This window comes from Candidatus Bodocaedibacter vickermanii (assembly GCF_014896945.1).
GTDB classification, from domain to species: Bacteria; Pseudomonadota; Alphaproteobacteria; order UBA6184; family UBA6184; genus Bodonicaedibacter; species Bodonicaedibacter vickermanii.
The window spans coordinates 444,718-461,573 of sequence record NZ_CP054719.1 but is presented as its reverse complement, the minus strand read 5'-3'; the positions used below and the strand labels follow the sequence as shown (position 1 = coordinate 461,573).

Below are 16,856 nucleotides of genomic sequence, written 5' to 3'. Positions count from 1 at the left end.
TTGACAAAAGTCAACTATCTATACATTAAACCTGAAATGGAAAATATCACCATCTTGGGTGACATAATCGCGACCTTCTTGGCGGGCTTTTCCAGCAGCTTTTGCACCTTGTTCACCATTATATGCGGCATAATCAGTGTAAGCGATGGTTTCTGCGCAAATGAAGCCACGTTCGAAATCGCCGTGAATTTCACCCGCAGCTTGAGGTGCTTTTGTATTGCGTTTAACGGTCCATGCTCTGGCTTCTTTTGGACCCACTGTAAAATATGTGATTAGGTCTAATAATTGATATCCAGCTTGAATTACACGAGTTAATCCTGTGGAGCTTAATCCTAGTGCGTGTAAAAACTCATCTTTTTCTTCTTGCGTTGATAGTTGTGCGACTTCAGATTCAATAGCAGCGGAAATCACCACGCTGGATGCACCTTGCTTTGCTGCATAAGCAGCGACTTTTTCAGATAACGCATTTCCTGTTGCTGCTTCGTCTTCTGAAACGTTGCAGGCATATACGATGGGTTTTGAAGTTAGAAGTTGTAATTGCTTCATCAAGACTTTCTCATGAACATCTTTCAATTCAGTATCACGAGCTGGGTTGCCGGCTTCTAGCACTTTTAGTACGCGTCGCAATAGATCAAGTTGCTCAGCGAGTTCGGGTTCTTTTCCGCCTTTGATCTTTTTTTCCATGGTCGGAATGCGCTTTTCAACGCTTTCCAAGTCAGCTAAAGCAAGTTCAGTATCGATAATTTCGATATCGCGAATAGGATCGACAGATCCTTCAACATGGATGATGTCTCCAGAATCAAAGCAGCGTACCACATGCACAATGGCATCGACTTCGCGGATGTGTCCTAAAAATTGATTGCCCAAACCTTGACCTTGGCTTGCACCTTTAACAAGACCTGCGATATCAACGAATTCCAGGGTTGTTGGGATAATCTGTGCAGAACCTGCTATTTTTGCAGCGTTATTCAATCGTTCATCGGGTACACCAACTTTGCCCACATTGGGTTCAATAGTACAAAATGGATAGTTTGCAGCCTCTGCAGCAGCCGTTGATGTTAACGCATTAAATAAAGTTGATTTCCCAACATTGGGTAAGCCAACAATTCCGCACCGAAATCCCATAGTTTAATCCTTTAATTAATAGCGGATATTTTAACACAACTTGGGCGTCTGTATAAAGCAATTAATTCTGTTAAAGTGTAGATAAGAGAGGGCATGGTAAAGGTGAAATTAACTATACAAAAAAAATAAAAAAGATCTTGCAAGACCCCCTGTGTTCATGTCTAAAATAGATTATAAAAAAATAAAAAGAATAAAAATATGAACTCAAAAACATTATTATCATCTATTGCTATTACAAGTTTTATTGCGTCTTTGTCTTCATCGGTAGTCCATGCAGACGAGGGTTTTAAATGCTATGGCGTATCTGCGCCTGGAGAAAACGATTGTGGTGCCTTAGACCACAATGAACATGATTGTGGTGCTGAGTCTGATCGCGATCGTCATGTTGGTGATTGGAAAGTGGTCGTAAGCGAAGCTGAATGTAAGAAAATGGGTGGCTTATCGGAAGCTGACGCACGTAAAAAATTAGGGCTTCCTCCTGCTAAATGACAAGTTTCCAGAATCCTCGATCATCCGTTGGAATTGGATTGCGTTCAAAATATCTTGAATACTTTCTAGTTAATATTCCCCAAATACCCATCGGATGGTTAGAGGTGCATCCTGAAAATTATATCCACCATTTCCCGAATCGACAAAAATTAAAGAAAATCGCTGAGCAATATCCCATTAGTTTCCATTGCATCAGCTTGTCACTGGGATCGGAAGAGCTGCCATCTCGTGAACATTTGCATGCGATTAAGCGATTAATGGACGAGGTTAATCCATTTATGATATCCGATCATGTGTCATGGAACACGTTGAATGGGTATGGGTATAATGATTTGTATCCCTTGCCAATGACAGAATCATCGTTGAAACGAATGGCGATGCATATCAATATCCTTCAGGAGTTTTTTCAGCGCCCCTTGTTGGTTGAAAATCCATCAACTTATCTGAGCTTTAAAAGCAATACATATACTGAGCCTGAGTTTCTGAATGCCTTAACTAAAACAACTGGGTGCGGTATTTTGTTGGATGTGAATAATCTGTATGTTCAATCGGTGAATCATGGTTGGAATGCCAGTGCCTATTTAAATGAATTGAATTGGGATGCTGTGAGAGAGATTCATTTGGCAGGTCATGTTAAAGCATCTGATGGAGAATTTTTAATTGATACGCACAATCAACCTGTGTGTCAGGCTGTGTGGGAAGTGTATCAAGATGCTATCCGCAGGCAACCAAAAGCCTATACACTAGTTGAGTGGGATGATGATTTGCCAGAGATTGATGTTTTGTTGGATCAAGCACAGCAAGCATCATTATATATGGAGCGGGTATGCGTGACGACATAGATTTACAGTTAGAGTTTGTGAACAGTATGCTGACTCAAACGGTTTCCGATAGCTTTGTTGACGTGAGTGATATGGATGCAAGGTTGGAAGTGTATCGCCGTAATTTCATGCAAGGGCACTGCAATGCGTTGCAAAAAACATTTACAGTGACGGCTCAATATTTGGGGGATGTATTCACATCGTTAGCGGTAGCCTATGTCTGCCAGTATCGTCCAAAAGCAGGGCAATTACTTTCAACCTATGGAGAGAGCTTTCCATTGTTTCTGCAAGATCCCATTGCAACAGAACTGGCCAGATTAGAGTGGGACTTGAAATCCGTTGCGATTGCGGCAGTAGATGAGGGTCAAGAATGTGTTGAGCCTGATCAAGTATATTGGCAATTGCGATCGGATGTTCGATTGTTTCAAAGTGATTATAACGTGAGAGAAGTATATCGCACCTTAAAAATAAAGGGTGCAATAGGGCGTATTGAAATGAAGCAATTTTATTACCTGGTGTGGTGTAAAGATGAGGTGCCTATTATTCAATCGATTAGCCAGGAAGAGTATAGGGTATTCGATTTTCTGAGATCCCCAAGTCTTTTAGGTGAAATATTTGACAATTTAACCTTTTCTAAAGAAATCTTTGTTAAAGTGTTTAATATAAATTTCTTAAAGGTTCTTGATGTCAATGCTATCCATCATTCAGAAAAGTGTTCAATTGTATGACACGTTAATTGACTTTCTTGTAAAGTATATCCATGATGTATTGTTGTTAATTCTTCGTGTTTATGTTGCGAGTATTTTTTTTCAATCGGGCTGGAATAAATTTGAAAACCTTTGGGAGGGCGGATGGTTTAAAACAGTTTTTTTATTCAAGAACGTTTACAAATTGCCTGTCCTATCACCAGAGGTTGCTGCAGTTTTGGGAACGGGAGCTGAGTTGATTTTTTCCATTTTTTTAGCATTGGGCGTATTGTCTCGTATTGGGGCGCTAGGATTATTGGGGGTTACAGCAGTTATTACATTCGGTGTACGTCCGCATTTTACCCATGAGTTTTGGGCATTACTGTTGGGCGTGTCATTCATCATGGGGCCTGGTAAGTTTTCATTCGATGGATGGCTGAGAAGCTGGTGGACAAGGCTGCATAGCGGCATGCAGCATCATTTGGATTCTGCGGATATGCTGCCTAAAAAAGCACCCAACATTATTGCAAAAGAGCGTCCCAACGAGAAAATCATGTTGGATAATAAGAAAGAACCCATTGTAAATCGACGATTGAGTAAAGGTAAGTTGGTGGCAGAACCTGACACAATTGTGGCTATTAAATCTTTAGTAAAAAATAAGACTGTAAAATCAGGCAGACGAACCACAAGCAAGCCGGCGTAGCAGATGGAAATAATATCAGGTATTGTTTGAACATTTGCTAAATTCATTATTGAGAGTCTTTTGACTCTCTTTTTTTTTACAGAAGACCTTGTTAAGGTGGGCTTGATTTTTTCTGATCAGGGTTGTACCATTTTATTAATAACAATAATAATTTCGTTCGGGGGTAAAATGACTTCAGAAAAGAAGCGGTTCTTTAAAAGAACTAAAAAGGTAGATGATCAAACGTTTGAGATAGGTTTTTTTTATAAAGGCAGTGAAGATCAATATGTAAAAATTCGTAGAGATATTTTAGCTGAAGCCATTGAAATTAGTGATGGCATCTTAAAAAAAGCAGAGGCGGCTGATTTCATTACTTTATATTTAAAAAAGCCTGAATTAATAAAACTTCAAAATGCATTCTTAAAAAAACATCGATTGTTAATAGAAGCTATGGATTCGTTATTGCTTAAGCATGAGAATGTAGCGTCGGATAAACCTGTTCTTTCCTTTGAAAATATTGATCATTTTTTAGGTAAGGTTAATGGGTATGCTAGGACTGCATTTAAAAATAATTCCCGTAAAAAAATTGCTTAACGTTGCTGATATGTTGGCGCTTCCTAGAGATTTTTCAGTGTTTGTGTTGATAAAGGGTAAAACACTGAAGCCTGGATTTAAACTTGCGGAGCGACCATCCGGGGATAAACGTTTCAAGTGTTCAAGAAAACAAGTGGTAACGTGAAATGTAAGTGGCACACATGTTTTGTTGCCATAGCAGCAAATAGCAATGTGCGATTGCCATCAGGTGATTGCACAATCTTGCGGTAGACTATGTTTATGGAATTTGTCGAAGCAATTCTGATTGTATGAGTTTGTCCGTTTGTTGATGTGAAACTGACGGTTATAGTGCGATGTTGTTGAAGTGTTATTTCAGATGCCCATAAGTTGAGTGAATCCATCAGTAAAGTAATGATTATCCAGATCGTGTTCATAGAAATTCCTTTGAAAAAAATGTATCGGATTAAGACTCTTTTAACAGTGTTAGCACTACCATTACATGAGTGCCAAAAAGTGCTTGATTTTTAAGTTTGAGTTTGTATAATTGTAGATATATAGAGTGAGGTAAACCCATGAAACTTCAAATAACTATAATAAAAACCTTTAAAGGAGAACTAACATGACAACAAAAAAAATAATAAGAGAGTCACATGTATTTACGATAAAAGAGATTGTCTTTATTAAACAAAATCCGATAGAAGTCGATCAAATAAAGCTACCACCTCAGGATAGTTACAAAGTAACAATTGGCTTTGACGATGCACTTGTTTTTGATCATACAGTTGATTGTCGGGGATATATGTCTAAGATCAAAGAGCAACAAGAAATTGTGTGTAACTTTAGTGTTAGCACCCTATGTAAACTTTCCCCACAGCAGATAGATTTTGATGAAAAAAAAGTTGAGGAATTGTTAAGCTCATGTCAATCATTTTCACTTTTAAAATACCTGGTGGAGCAATCCCCGAAGATTCTTGAAAGAGGGTATTGTTCGGAGATTAATCAGCAACAAGCTGATGATATGATTTGGTGTTATTTGAAGGAAGTAGATGAAAAGCGTAAAAAACTAAGTAAAGTTTTGAGCTTAGATGATTTTAAAAATAGTAAAATCTCAGAAAATGATTTCTTAAGCAAGCAGATCGCTTCTGTCAAAGAAATATTAGGCGAGGAGAGTGTTTGTGACAAGGAGGTTGAGGATGGTATCAATGGATATGCACACGTGCTTGGGCATAAGCGTTGGATAAAGCCAGAAGAGTTTGGAGGGATTGTTAGAGAGCTATCAAAACTTTCTGTGCCCGAAGAGGGAGGGATAATTGTGTACTTCGATGAAAAAAGACTAACGCACACGGGTATTATTAAAGAATTGCGAAAAGATGAAAATCATATTTTTGAATCAAAATGGGGAGAATTACCAGCTATTTTTACTGATTCACTTAATACAGTTCCAACAGATTATGGAAATTATGTAGCATACTTTAAGAAACCCTCTTTAGAAGAAGTTGAAAATATGCTTGGTCAAATCTTAGAAACCGAAAATTCATAGGAGAGCTAACATGACAACAAAAATAAACAGTTTCAAACTTGATGAACGTAGTGATTATAAGCTTACTGTAAAATACAAGGATAAGGACTATCCGCTTAACTTTGAAAGTGCTGCTTTTGATGATTGTTTTGAATCTCGATTAAGTGGATATAAAAACGCAAAAGCTGTATGTCGAGATTCACAAACTGCAGAAAATGAAAGAGTTATGATCGACCTTTTAAATAAGGAGGACAATTTTCTAAAAGTAATTGCACTGTTTCTTGAGTCAAGAATAAAATTAGGCTGTGGGGATTGTGTTTATGCATTGGATATCCGTCATGTTGATGATGGTCGTATAACAGCAGGTTATAGCCTAGATTACAAAGTTTATAAAGTTGAGGATTATCAGATTTGGAAGCGTATTAATACAGAGGCGTGATAAGCTCGTTTCAAATAATGCCAGTTTAAAATTACATACATTAATTAACAGGAGAGACTAAAATGACATCAAAAAAAGTAATTGGAATCGATTTAGGAACAACGAACTCGTGCGTGGCGATCATGGATGGTGGTCAGGCAAAAGTGATTGAAAACACAGAAGGACGTCGTACGACTCCATCGATTGTTGCCTTTACAGAAAGCGGCGAACGTTTAGTAGGTGACGGTGCGAAACGTCAGGCGGTTACAAACCACGACAATACATTCTTTGCGATTAAGCGTTTGATCGGGCGTCGCTTTGAAGATGAAGCTGTGCGCAAAGATATTGAGCTTGTCCCGTATCAAATTGTAAAAGGTGATAATGGCGATGCGTGGGTGAAATCTCGCGATAAGAATTACAGCCCCAGCGAAATCAGCGCATTCACATTGATCAAAATGAAAGAGACTGCTGAAAAGTTCTTGGGCGAGACGGTGTCTCAGGCGGTAATTACTGTACCAGCGTACTTTAACGATGCTCAACGTCAGGCGACTCGCGATGCGGGTAAGATTGCCGGTCTTGAAGTCTTGCGTATCGTGAACGAGCCAACTGCTGCAGCTCTTGCTTATGGATTGGATAAAAAAGAGTCTGGCGTTATCGCTGTTTACGACTTGGGTGGTGGTACATTCGACGTGTCAATCCTTGAAGTGGGTGAGGGTGTGTTTGAAGTTAAATCCACCAATGGAGACACGTTCTTGGGTGGTGAAGACTTTGATGCTCGCATTGTTCAATACTTAATTGACGAGTTCAAAAAAGAAACTGGCGTCGATATTTCCACTGATAAAATGGCGTTGCAACGGTTGAAGGAAGCAGCTGAAAAAGCAAAGATCGAACTGTCCAGCAGCATGCAAACGGAAGTTAACTTGCCATTCATCACAGCAGATGCAACGGGACCAAAGCATTTGAACATCAAAATTTCCCGTGCGAAGTATGAGACGTTGGTGGATGATTTAATCCAACGAACCATGAAGCCATGCGAGAAAGCGTTGAAAGATGCCGGCTTAAAAGCATCTGACATCGACGAAGTCATCTTGGTCGGTGGTATGACTCGTATGCCCAAAGTGATTGAGGAAGTTAAACGATTCTTCAACAAAGAGCCTCACCGTGGGGTAAACCCTGATGAAGTTGTGGCGATTGGTGCTGCGATTCAAGGTGGTGTATTAACGGGTGATGTTAAAGATGTTGTGTTGTTGGATGTGACGCCATTATCATTAGGTATTGAGACATTAGGCGGCGTGTTTACACGATTGATTGATCGTAACACAACGATTCCAACCAAGAAAAGCCAAGTGTTCTCCACAGCTGATGATAACCAAACGGCGGTGACGATTCGTGTATTCCAAGGTGAACGTGAAATGGCTGCGGACAACAAAATATTAGGTCAATTTGATTTGGTCGGATTGCCAGCGGCACCCCGTGGTATGCCACAAATCGAAGTTACCTTTGATATTGATGCCAACGGTATTGTTCATGTGTCTGCGAAAGACAAGGCAACGAACAAAGAACAGCAAATTCGCATTCAGCCATCAGGTGGATTAAGCGACGCTGATATCGAGAAAATGGTAAAAGACGCAGAAGCCAATGCTGAGTCTGATAAAAAACGCCGTGAATTGATTGAGGCTCAAAACCAAGCGGATACGTTGTTGTATTCAACTGAAAAGACATTGAAAGAACATGGCGATAAAATTTCAGCTGAAGACAAAGATGCAGTTGAAAAAGATCTGGCAGCATTGAAAGAAATTGCAAAGTCTGAGGATCTGGACGCCATAAAATCTAAAACAGACGCATTAATGCAGTCGTCGATGAAACTGGGCGAAGCTATGTATAAAGCGGCTCAAGAAGCTCAACCTTCTGCTGAATCTGCTGAAGCACCAAAAGATGATGCTGTTGTAGATGCAGAGTTTAAAGAAGTCGACGAAGATCAAGAAAAGAAGTAACATACGGTAGAATGTTGACGAATAGCCCACTTTAGTAGCGCGTTATTAGGGTGGGTTGTTTGCGTAACGTTATCGATGATTGAACCCTGTTGAGGAAGAACAATGGCTGCAAAGAAAGATTATTATGAGTTGATGGGCGTTGCCAAAAACGTTACACCTGAAGACTTGAAAAAGGCGTATCGCAAGTTGGCGATGAAATACCACCCCGACCGCAATCAGGGCGACAAAGACGCTGAGTCTAAATTCAAAGAAATTAGCGAAGCCTACGAGGTGTTAAGCGACGAGCAAAAGCGTGCAGCTTATGATCAATATGGTCATGGTGCCTTTGACGGTGGCATGGGCGGCGGTTCCCGAAATGGTGGCGGATTCTCTGACTTTTCAGACATTTTTGAAGAAGTATTCGGCAGAGGATTCGGCGGCACAGGCGGACAACGTGGCGGCGGTCGAGGCGCTCATTCCCAAGGACAACCTGGATCTGATTTGCGCTATGACGTTGCGATAACATTAGAACAAGCTCATCAAGGACTATCTGAAAATGTATCCTTGCGCAAAAGCGAAAAGTGCGGTGAATGCCATGGTTCTGGTGCTGCAAAAGGCACAAAATCGGCCTCATGTGACCAATGTCATGGTTCGGGCACGATGCGATTCCAACAAGGATTCTTTACCCTGGAACGCACCTGTACAAAGTGCGGTGGCGCAGGTCAAACGATTAAAGATCCGTGCAGACCGTGTGGTGGTGCTGGACGTGTTCAGAAGCAAAAAACAATTTCAATTACCATTCCTGCCGGCGTTGAAGATGGTACGCGGTTACGTGTTGCCGGTGAAGGTGAAGCCGGAATGCGCGGTGGTCATGCAGGTGATTTGTACATCTTTATTTCAGTAAAGCCCCATGAATTATTTATTCGACATGGTGACGATATTCATTGTCAAGTGCCGATTCCCATGACAACAGCGGTGTTAGGCGGTGAAGTCGAAATTCCAACAATCGATGGAACCAAAGCAAAAGTTACCATTCCAGCGGGTGCTCAACCGGGTGAGAAATTCAGGCTGAAATCCAAGGGAATGAACGTCATGCGTACCACACGGCGGGGCGATATGATTGTGCATGCAATGGTTGAAATCCCCGTGAATTTAAACGCAGAGCAGCGAAAGTTGATGGAAGAGTTTAAGGCGTCAGACAAAGGCAAATCCAATGATCATCATCCAAAAACGAAAAGCTTTTTCGATAAGGTTAAAGGATTTTGGGACAATATAAAGAAGTAATTTTGACCCACCAGCGTGACGCTGGACTCATTAGGTTAGATCCGATGCGTTGTGACACGGATTATTGTCGTTGAGAAGGGGGAGGGGTTTTTGACCTACCTTCGGCGCAGGGCAGCGTGACGCTGCACCCATTAGGTTGTTTTGAATCCACCTTCGGCGCAGGAGGGGTAAGGGTGAAAAATGAATTTGAGATATTTTGTTGAAGAGTAGTGTTTTAGTTCCTTTGTTTTGTCTGAAAGTACTGTATTAAGTTATAAAAGTCCGTGTCTGTGCGAATCGGATCTAACTTATTGGATGCAACCTCAGGTTGCAAAACCGAGAGAATCCCCAGTAACCCGCACGTGCAAAAAGAACCCCATTTCTTACACGAATGGGGAAAGGCGGACTTTAGTATACTATACAAAGTCGGTGTTTTACGAGCCCGTCGGCTCTAGGGGTTGTTTACAGGGCTGTGACTACTGATCGGGTAGCTGAGCGCCTGTACTGGAGATTCGGTTCGGCGTTTCGTCTTTGAGTGGTTCAAAGACGTAGAACGAAAAAAGGCTACCCAGGTTTTGGGTAGCCTTTTCGCAATTCTAGCTATTAGTATACATAAGAAATTTGGATTGTCAATATATTTCTGCGAAGTGTGGGTGTTTTTTATAATCCGTGTCAGATCAGATCTAAGCTAATGGATCCAACCGCAGGTTGGCAGCGTCACGCTGCCAAAAAAGTGAATTCCGTCAATCTTTTGTTAACCTTTGTCTGATAGTTTGAAGATGGACGGATTATAGTAAACTCAGATCCCACATGTTAGTGTGGGTGCATCTGATACGTAATGACGATTCTGAATATACAGTAGCGCAGCGCTGCGTGACCTATGTTCTAGTATGAACAGGGATGGTATCCCTGGGAAGACGTGTAACTTTTCAAAAACGATTTTTTTGAAAGATACCAATTGTATTACGTTGTGGTGGCGGGGGGAGGACACGCACTGAGTAATGATGATGGGAGGGCCCCATCGGGCACGCGAGACCAGCAGCTAGAAAAATTCAATTTTTTTAAAAAATTCCAAAGGAGTCCAACGTGACGTTGGATCCATTAGATAATGATGTTTGTAAAAATTGAAATCCGTGTTTGTGCGAATCGGATCTAAGAACGCGTCTTCACAGGAGGGGTAAAAACGAGTATAGTGCCTAGAAAAAGGGACAAGAGATGAGATATCCAAGCGATATAAGCGACGAGCAATGGGCGTTAGTTAAGGAACATTTTGATACAGGGAATTATGGAAAGAGTCGAAAGTACAGTCAACAAAGCCTCGTCAATGCTGTATTTTATATCGTAAAGACCGGATGTCAATGGAGACAGTTGCCCAAAGATTTTCCTAATTACAAGACGGTGTTTAGCTTTTACAAACGCGCAAGAGAGCGTGGAAGCTGGGAAAAGATGATGCAGGCTCTGGTTGAAAAGAGCCGCCTAAGTCAGGGACGAAGTGCACCACCAAGTTATAGTTTGATCGATTCTCAAAGTGTTAAAACTACAAGCAATGCTGATGACCGAGGTATTGATGGGGGGAAAAAAGGTTAAAGGGCGAAAGCGTCATATCGTCACCGATACCCAGGGTCATCTGCTACATGTTAAGGTGCATGCTGCCAATATCCATGATACGGTTGCTGGAGGAGAAGTGTTTAAAGCGGCTCTTGAAAAACATCCTACTCTCAAAGGGGTATGTGCTGATGCTGGGTATCGCAAAACCATGAAAGAGTTTGTTAGAAACGTACTGAAGAAGACAATATCAATCTCTGAACGTATTACCCCAGGTTGGGCTGTATTAGCCAAACGTTGGGTCGTTGAGCGCACCTTTGCCTGGTTAAATCATTATAGACGTTTGTCCAAAGACTATGAAATTAAGACCAACTCTGCTGAAACCCTTATTATGATTGCTCATTCTATGACCCTTCTTAAACGATTGTGCTATGTGTGAAGACGGGTTCTAACTTAACGGATGCAACCTCAGGTTGCTTTTAACCCACCGTTTCGAGAAGAAAAGACGGATTGCTTCGTCTATTTAGTCTCGATTTAGGGAGTGGGTTTTGTCCCCCCACCCGAAGGTCACTGAGGGTGTCTGGGGCACAACTGTTGAAAGTGATTAGAAAAAGAATATTTTTGACAACAAATCAATAGAACAGGGAAAATCATTGATAAACCGATTGATTGTGTCAATCATACAGATATGTATGAATTAAGTAATAGATATGCGACTATTTTACACAATATGAAGTTTTTTATAACATTCATAGCTTGGTGTTTAAGTGGGTGATTTTAATATCGTTAAACACTTCTTCTGATCACTTTCAACAGTTGTGGTGTCTGGGGCGGGGGGTGCGCAAAAATCAGAAAAATTAAAAAATTGTTAACCTTTATTAATTAGCAGCGTGACGCTGCATCCGTTAGATTTGTCCGTTTCATAGCATTGATATTTAAACAGTCTTCAGGTTGTTTTTTGTAATACGTGTCAGACCACATCGGATCTAAACTAATGGATGCAGCTTCAAGCTGCCGGCTCAAGGGCGCTTTATGCGCCAGAGCGGCGGTTGCCGCTATCAAATCGCATTGCGATTTGCTTGAGCCGCATAGAAGCAGAGGTTGGCATACATGAGAGAGTTGATACAGCTGGTGGGCGTATTGGTAAATGTGTTTGGACACGGATTGTAGGATGCGACCTGAAGAGGAGGCAACGAGTAGTAGAATTGTCTCCAAAGCATCGCCAAAAAACTCATTCTTTTCAGTGTCGGCACCATTGTATGCGGACTATCCAACATGTGGGTAAACGCAATTGAAATAGGTATCCTATACTTTACCTTGATCACAAAGGAATTAGAAACATATTAGGTTTTTTTATGTCCACAAACGTTAATTCATAACCGTATCATTCATTCCCTGAGCCTTGTATGCGTGTATTGAGTACCTTTACTCCAGTAATCCATTTGAATTTTGCTTTTAAAACTCTATCGATGCGTTGTTGTAGCGACTGTTGCAAGGTGTCGTTTTTTTCAGGGTTAAACAAATTGATGGTTGGAAATAGATCTGATAATAAAGCATCTACAACAATTGGCAGATCTTCTTCTTGTAAATCAGGAGATGACGTAATGTCTCGTTCTAATATAAGATCAAATATTAGGTATGAAAGATTTTTATTGTTAAGAAAAGAAATGATTATTTCTTTGAACCTGAACTGAGTTTTATTTTTGAATATATTGGGGAAGTTTTTTTCGTCGACTATGGAATATTTTTCTGTAGCTGCCTTTGCATCAACACAGTTAAACATAAGGATGCATATTATAATAAACCGAAACATTTTTACTTTTCCAAACAACAAAGTATAGAATATCATATAAAAGATGAAGATTCCCTTGACAAAAGGGGTCTATTTTTTCAATGTACTTAAAAAAAGCAGTATAGTTTAAATAAGGATATAAACATGCAGATAGAGTTTCCCGATGGGCGTGTACAGCAAATAGAAGCTGGAATCACAGGTTCAGATATAGCGAAAGGCATTAGTCCATCGCTTGAAAAAAAGGCAGTCGCCATTTCATTGAATGGTGAATTAAAAGATTTGAATGTGCCTTTAACCACGGGTGGGAAATTTCGCATTATTACAAAAGATGATCCGGAAGGGTTAGAAATCTTGCGTCATGATACGGCACACGTATTGGCGGAGACGATTAAAGAGTTGTATCCGGATGCTCAAATTACAATTGGTCCAGTGATTGAGAATGGTTTCTTTTATGATATCTATCGAGATAAGCCATTTACGACGGATGATTTTGACGGCATTGAGCAGCGTATGCGTGAGATCGTTGATCGCAATGAACCTATTCAACGTGAGGAATGGGATCGTGATGAGGCGATTAAATACTTTGAATCCATTGGCGAAACATTTAAAGCTGAAATCATTCGTGATATTCCAGCGGGACAAATCATTTCGTTATATCGTCAAGGGAAATTCTTGGATTTATGTCGAGGGCCTCATTTGCCATCAACTGGGCGATTAGGTAAAGCTTTTAAATTAATGAAATTAGCGGGTGCCTATTGGCGTGGTGATTCCAAAAACCCAATGTTACAGCGTATATATGGAACAGCCTGGGCAAGTGAAGAGCAGCTAAAACAACATTTACATATGTTGGAAGAAGCTGAAAAGCGTGATCATCGCAAACTGGGGCGTGAGATGGATTTGTTCCATATGCAAGACGAAGCACCCGGTAGCGTATTCTGGCATCCAAAAGGGTGGACGATTTACCGCGAGTTGCAGAACTATATTCGCAGACGCATTTCCAAAGTTGGGTATGTCGAAGTGAACACACCGATTATGGTGGATCGTATTTTGTGGGAAGCGTCGGGTCACTGGGAAAAATTCCATGAGAACATGTTTATTTCTGAAACTGAAGATAAGCTGTTTGCGTTAAAGCCCATGAACTGCCCATGCCATGTGCAGATTTTCCGTCAAGGGATTAAGAGTTATCGTGACTTGCCGTTGCGTATGGCGGAATTTGGGTGTTGTCATCGGAATGAACCGTCGGGCGCATTGCATGGATTGATGCGCGTTCGTTCATTTGTTCAGGATGATGCGCATATTTTCTGTCAGGAAGATGATATTACGTCTGAAACAAAAGCGTTTTGTGAACTGTTGATGAGTGTCTACAAAGACTTTGGATTTACCGATGTGCGGATTAAGTTCTCGGATCGTCCTGCAAAGCGAGCTGGAACTGACGCAACGTGGGATAAAGCCGAGGGCGCGTTGATGGACGCCGTAAAAGCATCCGGGCTTGAATATACGCTAAACCCTGGCGAGGGTGCATTTTACGGTCCTAAATTAGAGTTCGTACTGCGAGATGCTATTGGTCGTGATTGGCAGTGTGGAACGTTACAGGTAGACTTTGTATTACCCGAACGATTGGATGCAAACTATATTGGTTCGGATGGTGAAAAGCATCGCCCCGTGATGTTACATAGAGCTATTCTGGGGTCGATTGAGCGATTCTTTGGTATATTAATTGAAAACTATGCAGGCAAATTGCCGTTATGGTTGGCGCCAACTCAAGTTGTGATTGCAACGGTTGTTGATAGTGCTAACGAGTATGCGGAAAATATTTGCAATCAATTAAAAGAAGCGGGATTGCGTGTCGGTACAGATTTACGGAATGAAAAGATTAGTTACAAAGTACGTGATTTAAGCGTGCAAAAGATTCAGTATATTGCTGTTGTTGGTGCCAAAGAGGCTGAAGAACAAACAATTTCTTTGCGTCAATTGGGGTCACAAGATCAAACAGTAATGACTTTGAAAGAATTTGTTGCTATGATGAAGGAAAATGCAGCTCCACCTGCTTAAGGTGGGGCTCTTTTTAGAGCGTGTAAACAGAGAAAGGACTCGATGAGCTCTCCATTTGATAATATTCGGATTAATGAAAAGATTCAGGCTCCGAGTGTTCGATTTATTGATGCCAATGGCGAAATGATTGGCGTAATGTCCCCAAAAGAAGCGTTAAAAGCAGCGTATGATGCGGGGGTAGATTTAGTAGAGATTTCTCCCAATGCAGATCCACCTGTATGTAAAGCTTTGGATTTTGGGAAATACAAATTTGAACTTCAAAAGAAAAAAGTTGAAGAAAAGAAAAAGCAAAAGATTGTTTTAATTAAAGAGATAAAATTAAAACCACGTATCGGTGAAAACGATTACCAAGTTAAGTTGAAAGCGGCCATCAAGTTTTTAGAAGATGGCGATAAAGTTAAGATGAACATGCGATTTCGTGGTCGTGAAGTATCTCACAGTGAGTTTGGTATGAATTTGGTGTTACGATTCATTGGGGACTTAGCCCCTTATGGTGAGCCTAATTCCACATATCCTAGACTGGAAAACATGCAGATTAATCTGACGTTTTCTTCACTGAAGAAGTAAGGTTAGATCTAATGTATAAAAGGAGCTCGTTAAGGGCTCCTTTTTTTATAGGAAAAATCATATGTTTGTTAATTAAAATTAATATGTATGAAAAAAGTGTAAAAATTAATGATTTGTTAACGTTTGTTAAGTAATATCCATCTTGGAGAACGCAAAGGAGATATCATGAAAAACGTACTATTAACAGCTACACTTCTTTTATCTACAACGTCTTATATTAATGCAGCAACTGTTGTATCGGATTCTGGGCAAGAATTTGATGTAATCGCAGTTCCTGGAGATGGCAATTGTGCGTTTACAGCGATCGGAAAATCACGATCCGAAGTTGTCGCAGCATTAAAAGATGCTGTGGAATCTAACTATGCAGCGTATGGTGGCTTTGAAGCACTAAGAAGCTCATTACACGATGAAGTTGCTGCATTAAGTTCTGCGATGTCACTGGAGTCTGTGAATGCAGTTCTGGCTCAGGCAGAAGATTTTATTAACAACAGTGCATCTCAATATTCAACAGATCCGGGGGCTAGAACACCATCTGTACTGGCGCATGAAGCGTTGGTAGAGTTTAGATCGGGATTAGGGAGTTTTTCTGCTGAAGATTTTGTATCGGCCAGAAAGCTGTTGCAAAATCGAATTGAAAATATGTATTACGAACGATATGAAGCATTTCAGGAAGCCCTTAAACAAGAGCTAAAAGAGAGCGGTATGTCGGCATCTAGCTTAAATACCAAAGCTGAGCTTAAACAAAGTATTGAAGATGTATTTGCGCATAATAATGGTAAAGCATCGTGGCTACCCATGGGGTTGATCTTTGGAGTTCAAGAGCGGTTAAGATTAAATTTAGCGGTTTGGTCATCACGCGATCAAACACCAGGATATGTGGGGCTATATCAATTTAATGCGCCAAATAACAATGTTTGGGATTCATCGGTTCGTCATGTGGTTTGGAATGGTGGGCACTTTGATATACTGTCACCAAAACCATAACACTAGGTTACAAGAAAAAAGCCCGGAGATATTTTCGGGCTTTTTAATACATTCAAACGCTTATTTGCCGTTTAATGTTTCTTTTAATTCCTTTGCTGGGCGGAATTTTGCTTGGATAGATGCAGGGATGCTAATTGCCGCACCTGTTTGTGGGTTGCGACCTTGACGAGCCTCTTGCTTTTTACCAACAAATGTGCCGAATCCGCTTACGCGAACTTCATCACCACTTTTTAAAGTTTGGCTAATTGTATCAAAAATTCCATGCAATACATTCTTGGAATCAACTTTTGTCATTCCAGTTTGCTTTGCGATCGCGTCGATTAAATCAGTTGTGTTCATTAAATTACTCCTAAGTATAAATTTACACATGATCATATATCGATAT

The 16,856-nt window shown here is 40.6% G+C and carries 17 protein-coding genes; 14 read left to right on the top strand and 3 right to left on the bottom strand.

The features are described from left to right. Positions 1-18 precede the first annotated feature (18 nt). Entirely contained in the window at positions 19-1,125 is a 1,107-nt protein-coding gene (gene ychF / locus CPBP_RS02160; protein ID WP_350332412.1) for a redox-regulated ATPase YchF, read from the bottom strand. Between the two features lie 198 nt (positions 1,126-1,323). Here ychF and bufA1 point away from each other — a divergent pair, with 198 nt between their 5' ends. The 11 genes from bufA1 to CPBP_RS02105 all read left to right on the top strand — a co-directional run bounded on the left by bufA1 (position 1,324) and on the right by CPBP_RS02105 (position 11,515). Further along, the gene (gene bufA1 / locus CPBP_RS02155) at positions 1,324-1,614 is read left to right on the top strand and encodes a BufA1 family periplasmic bufferin-type metallophore (RefSeq protein ID WP_350332411.1); all 291 of its coding nucleotides are present in this window, start codon (positions 1,324-1,326) and stop codon (positions 1,612-1,614) included. Beyond that, entirely contained in the window at positions 1,611-2,456 is an 846-nt protein-coding gene (gene bufB / locus CPBP_RS02150; RefSeq protein ID WP_350332410.1) for an MNIO family bufferin maturase, read from the top strand. Before bufA1 ends, bufB begins: the two co-directional genes overlap by 4 nt. Next, a complete protein-coding gene (locus CPBP_RS02145) occupies positions 2,441-3,163 on the top strand; it encodes an HvfC/BufC N-terminal domain-containing protein (RefSeq protein ID WP_350332409.1) in 723 nt (240 codons plus the stop codon). Before bufB ends, CPBP_RS02145 begins: the two co-directional genes overlap by 16 nt. After that, positions 3,126-3,824, top strand: a complete 699-nt coding sequence (locus tag CPBP_RS02140) for a DoxX family protein (protein WP_350332408.1) — start codon at positions 3,126-3,128, stop codon at positions 3,822-3,824. The genes CPBP_RS02145 and CPBP_RS02140 overlap by 38 nt, the downstream gene beginning before the upstream one ends. A 168-nt stretch (positions 3,825-3,992) precedes the next feature. After that, positions 3,993-4,397: a hypothetical protein gene (locus CPBP_RS02135; RefSeq protein WP_350332407.1), complete on the top strand. Its 405-nt coding sequence runs from the start codon at positions 3,993-3,995 to the stop codon at positions 4,395-4,397. A 580-nt stretch (positions 4,398-4,977) separates the two neighbouring features. After that, the gene (locus CPBP_RS02130; RefSeq protein ID WP_350332406.1) at positions 4,978-5,898 is read left to right on the top strand and encodes a hypothetical protein; all 921 of its coding nucleotides are present in this window, start codon (positions 4,978-4,980) and stop codon (positions 5,896-5,898) included. Positions 5,899-5,908: 10 nt separating this feature from the next. After that, positions 5,909-6,316: a hypothetical protein gene (locus CPBP_RS02125; RefSeq protein ID WP_350332405.1), complete on the top strand. Its 408-nt coding sequence runs from the start codon at positions 5,909-5,911 to the stop codon at positions 6,314-6,316. A gap of 62 nt (positions 6,317-6,378) precedes the next feature. Beyond that, positions 6,379-8,289, top strand: a complete 1,911-nt coding sequence (gene dnaK, locus CPBP_RS02120; RefSeq protein ID WP_350332404.1) for a molecular chaperone DnaK — start codon at positions 6,379-6,381, stop codon at positions 8,287-8,289. Positions 8,290-8,391: 102 nt separating this feature from the next. Further along, positions 8,392-9,552, top strand: coding sequence for a molecular chaperone DnaJ (gene dnaJ, locus CPBP_RS02115; RefSeq protein WP_350332403.1), 1,161 nt, complete (start codon positions 8,392-8,394; stop codon positions 9,550-9,552). Positions 9,553-10,746: 1,194 nt separating this feature from the next. Beyond that, the gene (locus tag CPBP_RS02110) at positions 10,747-11,118 is read left to right on the top strand and encodes a transposase (protein WP_350331947.1); all 372 of its coding nucleotides are present in this window, start codon (positions 10,747-10,749) and stop codon (positions 11,116-11,118) included. After that, positions 11,084-11,515: a transposase gene (locus CPBP_RS02105; RefSeq protein WP_350331946.1), complete on the top strand. Its 432-nt coding sequence runs from the start codon at positions 11,084-11,086 to the stop codon at positions 11,513-11,515. Before CPBP_RS02110 ends, CPBP_RS02105 begins: the two co-directional genes overlap by 35 nt. 945 nt (positions 11,516-12,460) lie before the next feature. On the opposite strand, the gene CPBP_RS02100 is transcribed toward CPBP_RS02105, so the two are convergent. Then, entirely contained in the window at positions 12,461-12,889 is a 429-nt protein-coding gene (locus tag CPBP_RS02100) for a hypothetical protein (RefSeq protein ID WP_350332402.1), read from the bottom strand. Between the two features lie 123 nt (positions 12,890-13,012). On the opposite strand from CPBP_RS02100, the gene thrS reads away from it, so the two are divergent. The 3 genes from thrS (at position 13,013) to CPBP_RS02085 (ending at position 16,471) form a co-directional block, all read left to right on the top strand. Further along, complete coding sequence (gene thrS, locus CPBP_RS02095; RefSeq protein ID WP_350332401.1) at positions 13,013-14,920, top strand: threonine--tRNA ligase; 1,908 nt, start codon at positions 13,013-13,015, stop codon at positions 14,918-14,920. A gap of 42 nt (positions 14,921-14,962) precedes the next feature. After that, the gene (infC, locus tag CPBP_RS02090; RefSeq protein ID WP_350332400.1) at positions 14,963-15,487 is read left to right on the top strand and encodes a translation initiation factor IF-3; all 525 of its coding nucleotides are present in this window, start codon (positions 14,963-14,965) and stop codon (positions 15,485-15,487) included. Positions 15,488-15,652: 165 nt separating this feature from the next. Continuing rightward, positions 15,653-16,471: a hypothetical protein gene (locus CPBP_RS02085; protein ID WP_350332399.1), complete on the top strand. Its 819-nt coding sequence runs from the start codon at positions 15,653-15,655 to the stop codon at positions 16,469-16,471. A gap of 60 nt (positions 16,472-16,531) precedes the next feature. On the opposite strand, the gene CPBP_RS02080 is transcribed toward CPBP_RS02085, so the two are convergent. Beyond that, the gene (locus CPBP_RS02080; protein ID WP_350332398.1) at positions 16,532-16,810 is read right to left on the bottom strand and encodes an HU family DNA-binding protein; all 279 of its coding nucleotides are present in this window, start codon (positions 16,808-16,810) and stop codon (positions 16,532-16,534) included. Between the last annotated feature and the right edge of the window lie 46 nt (positions 16,811-16,856).

Bases quoted from the DNA above. Each gene is read 5' to 3' on its own strand.
- ychF (WP_350332412.1), bottom strand. From the start codon at position 1,125: ATGGGATTTCGGTGCGGAATTGTTGGCTTACCCAATGTTGGGAAATCA.
- bufA1 (WP_350332411.1), top strand. From the start codon at position 1,324: ATGAACTCAAAAACATTATTATCATCTATTGCTATTACAAGTTTTATT.
- bufB (WP_350332410.1), top strand. From the start codon at position 1,611: ATGACAAGTTTCCAGAATCCTCGATCATCCGTTGGAATTGGATTGCGT.
- CPBP_RS02145 (WP_350332409.1), top strand. From the start codon at position 2,441: ATGCGTGACGACATAGATTTACAGTTAGAGTTTGTGAACAGTATGCTG.
- CPBP_RS02140 (WP_350332408.1), top strand. From the start codon at position 3,126: ATGCTATCCATCATTCAGAAAAGTGTTCAATTGTATGACACGTTAATT.
- CPBP_RS02135 (WP_350332407.1), top strand. From the start codon at position 3,993: ATGACTTCAGAAAAGAAGCGGTTCTTTAAAAGAACTAAAAAGGTAGAT.
- CPBP_RS02130 (WP_350332406.1), top strand. From the start codon at position 4,978: ATGACAACAAAAAAAATAATAAGAGAGTCACATGTATTTACGATAAAA.
- CPBP_RS02125 (WP_350332405.1), top strand. From the start codon at position 5,909: ATGACAACAAAAATAAACAGTTTCAAACTTGATGAACGTAGTGATTAT.
- dnaK (WP_350332404.1), top strand. From the start codon at position 6,379: ATGACATCAAAAAAAGTAATTGGAATCGATTTAGGAACAACGAACTCG.
- dnaJ (WP_350332403.1), top strand. From the start codon at position 8,392: ATGGCTGCAAAGAAAGATTATTATGAGTTGATGGGCGTTGCCAAAAAC.
- CPBP_RS02110 (WP_350331947.1), top strand. From the start codon at position 10,747: ATGAGATATCCAAGCGATATAAGCGACGAGCAATGGGCGTTAGTTAAG.
- CPBP_RS02105 (WP_350331946.1), top strand. From the start codon at position 11,084: ATGACCGAGGTATTGATGGGGGGAAAAAAGGTTAAAGGGCGAAAGCGT.
- CPBP_RS02100 (WP_350332402.1), bottom strand. From the start codon at position 12,889: ATGTTTCGGTTTATTATAATATGCATCCTTATGTTTAACTGTGTTGAT.
- thrS (WP_350332401.1), top strand. From the start codon at position 13,013: ATGCAGATAGAGTTTCCCGATGGGCGTGTACAGCAAATAGAAGCTGGA.
- infC (WP_350332400.1), top strand. From the start codon at position 14,963: ATGAGCTCTCCATTTGATAATATTCGGATTAATGAAAAGATTCAGGCT.
- CPBP_RS02085 (WP_350332399.1), top strand. From the start codon at position 15,653: ATGAAAAACGTACTATTAACAGCTACACTTCTTTTATCTACAACGTCT.
- CPBP_RS02080 (WP_350332398.1), bottom strand. From the start codon at position 16,810: ATGAACACAACTGATTTAATCGACGCGATCGCAAAGCAAACTGGAATG.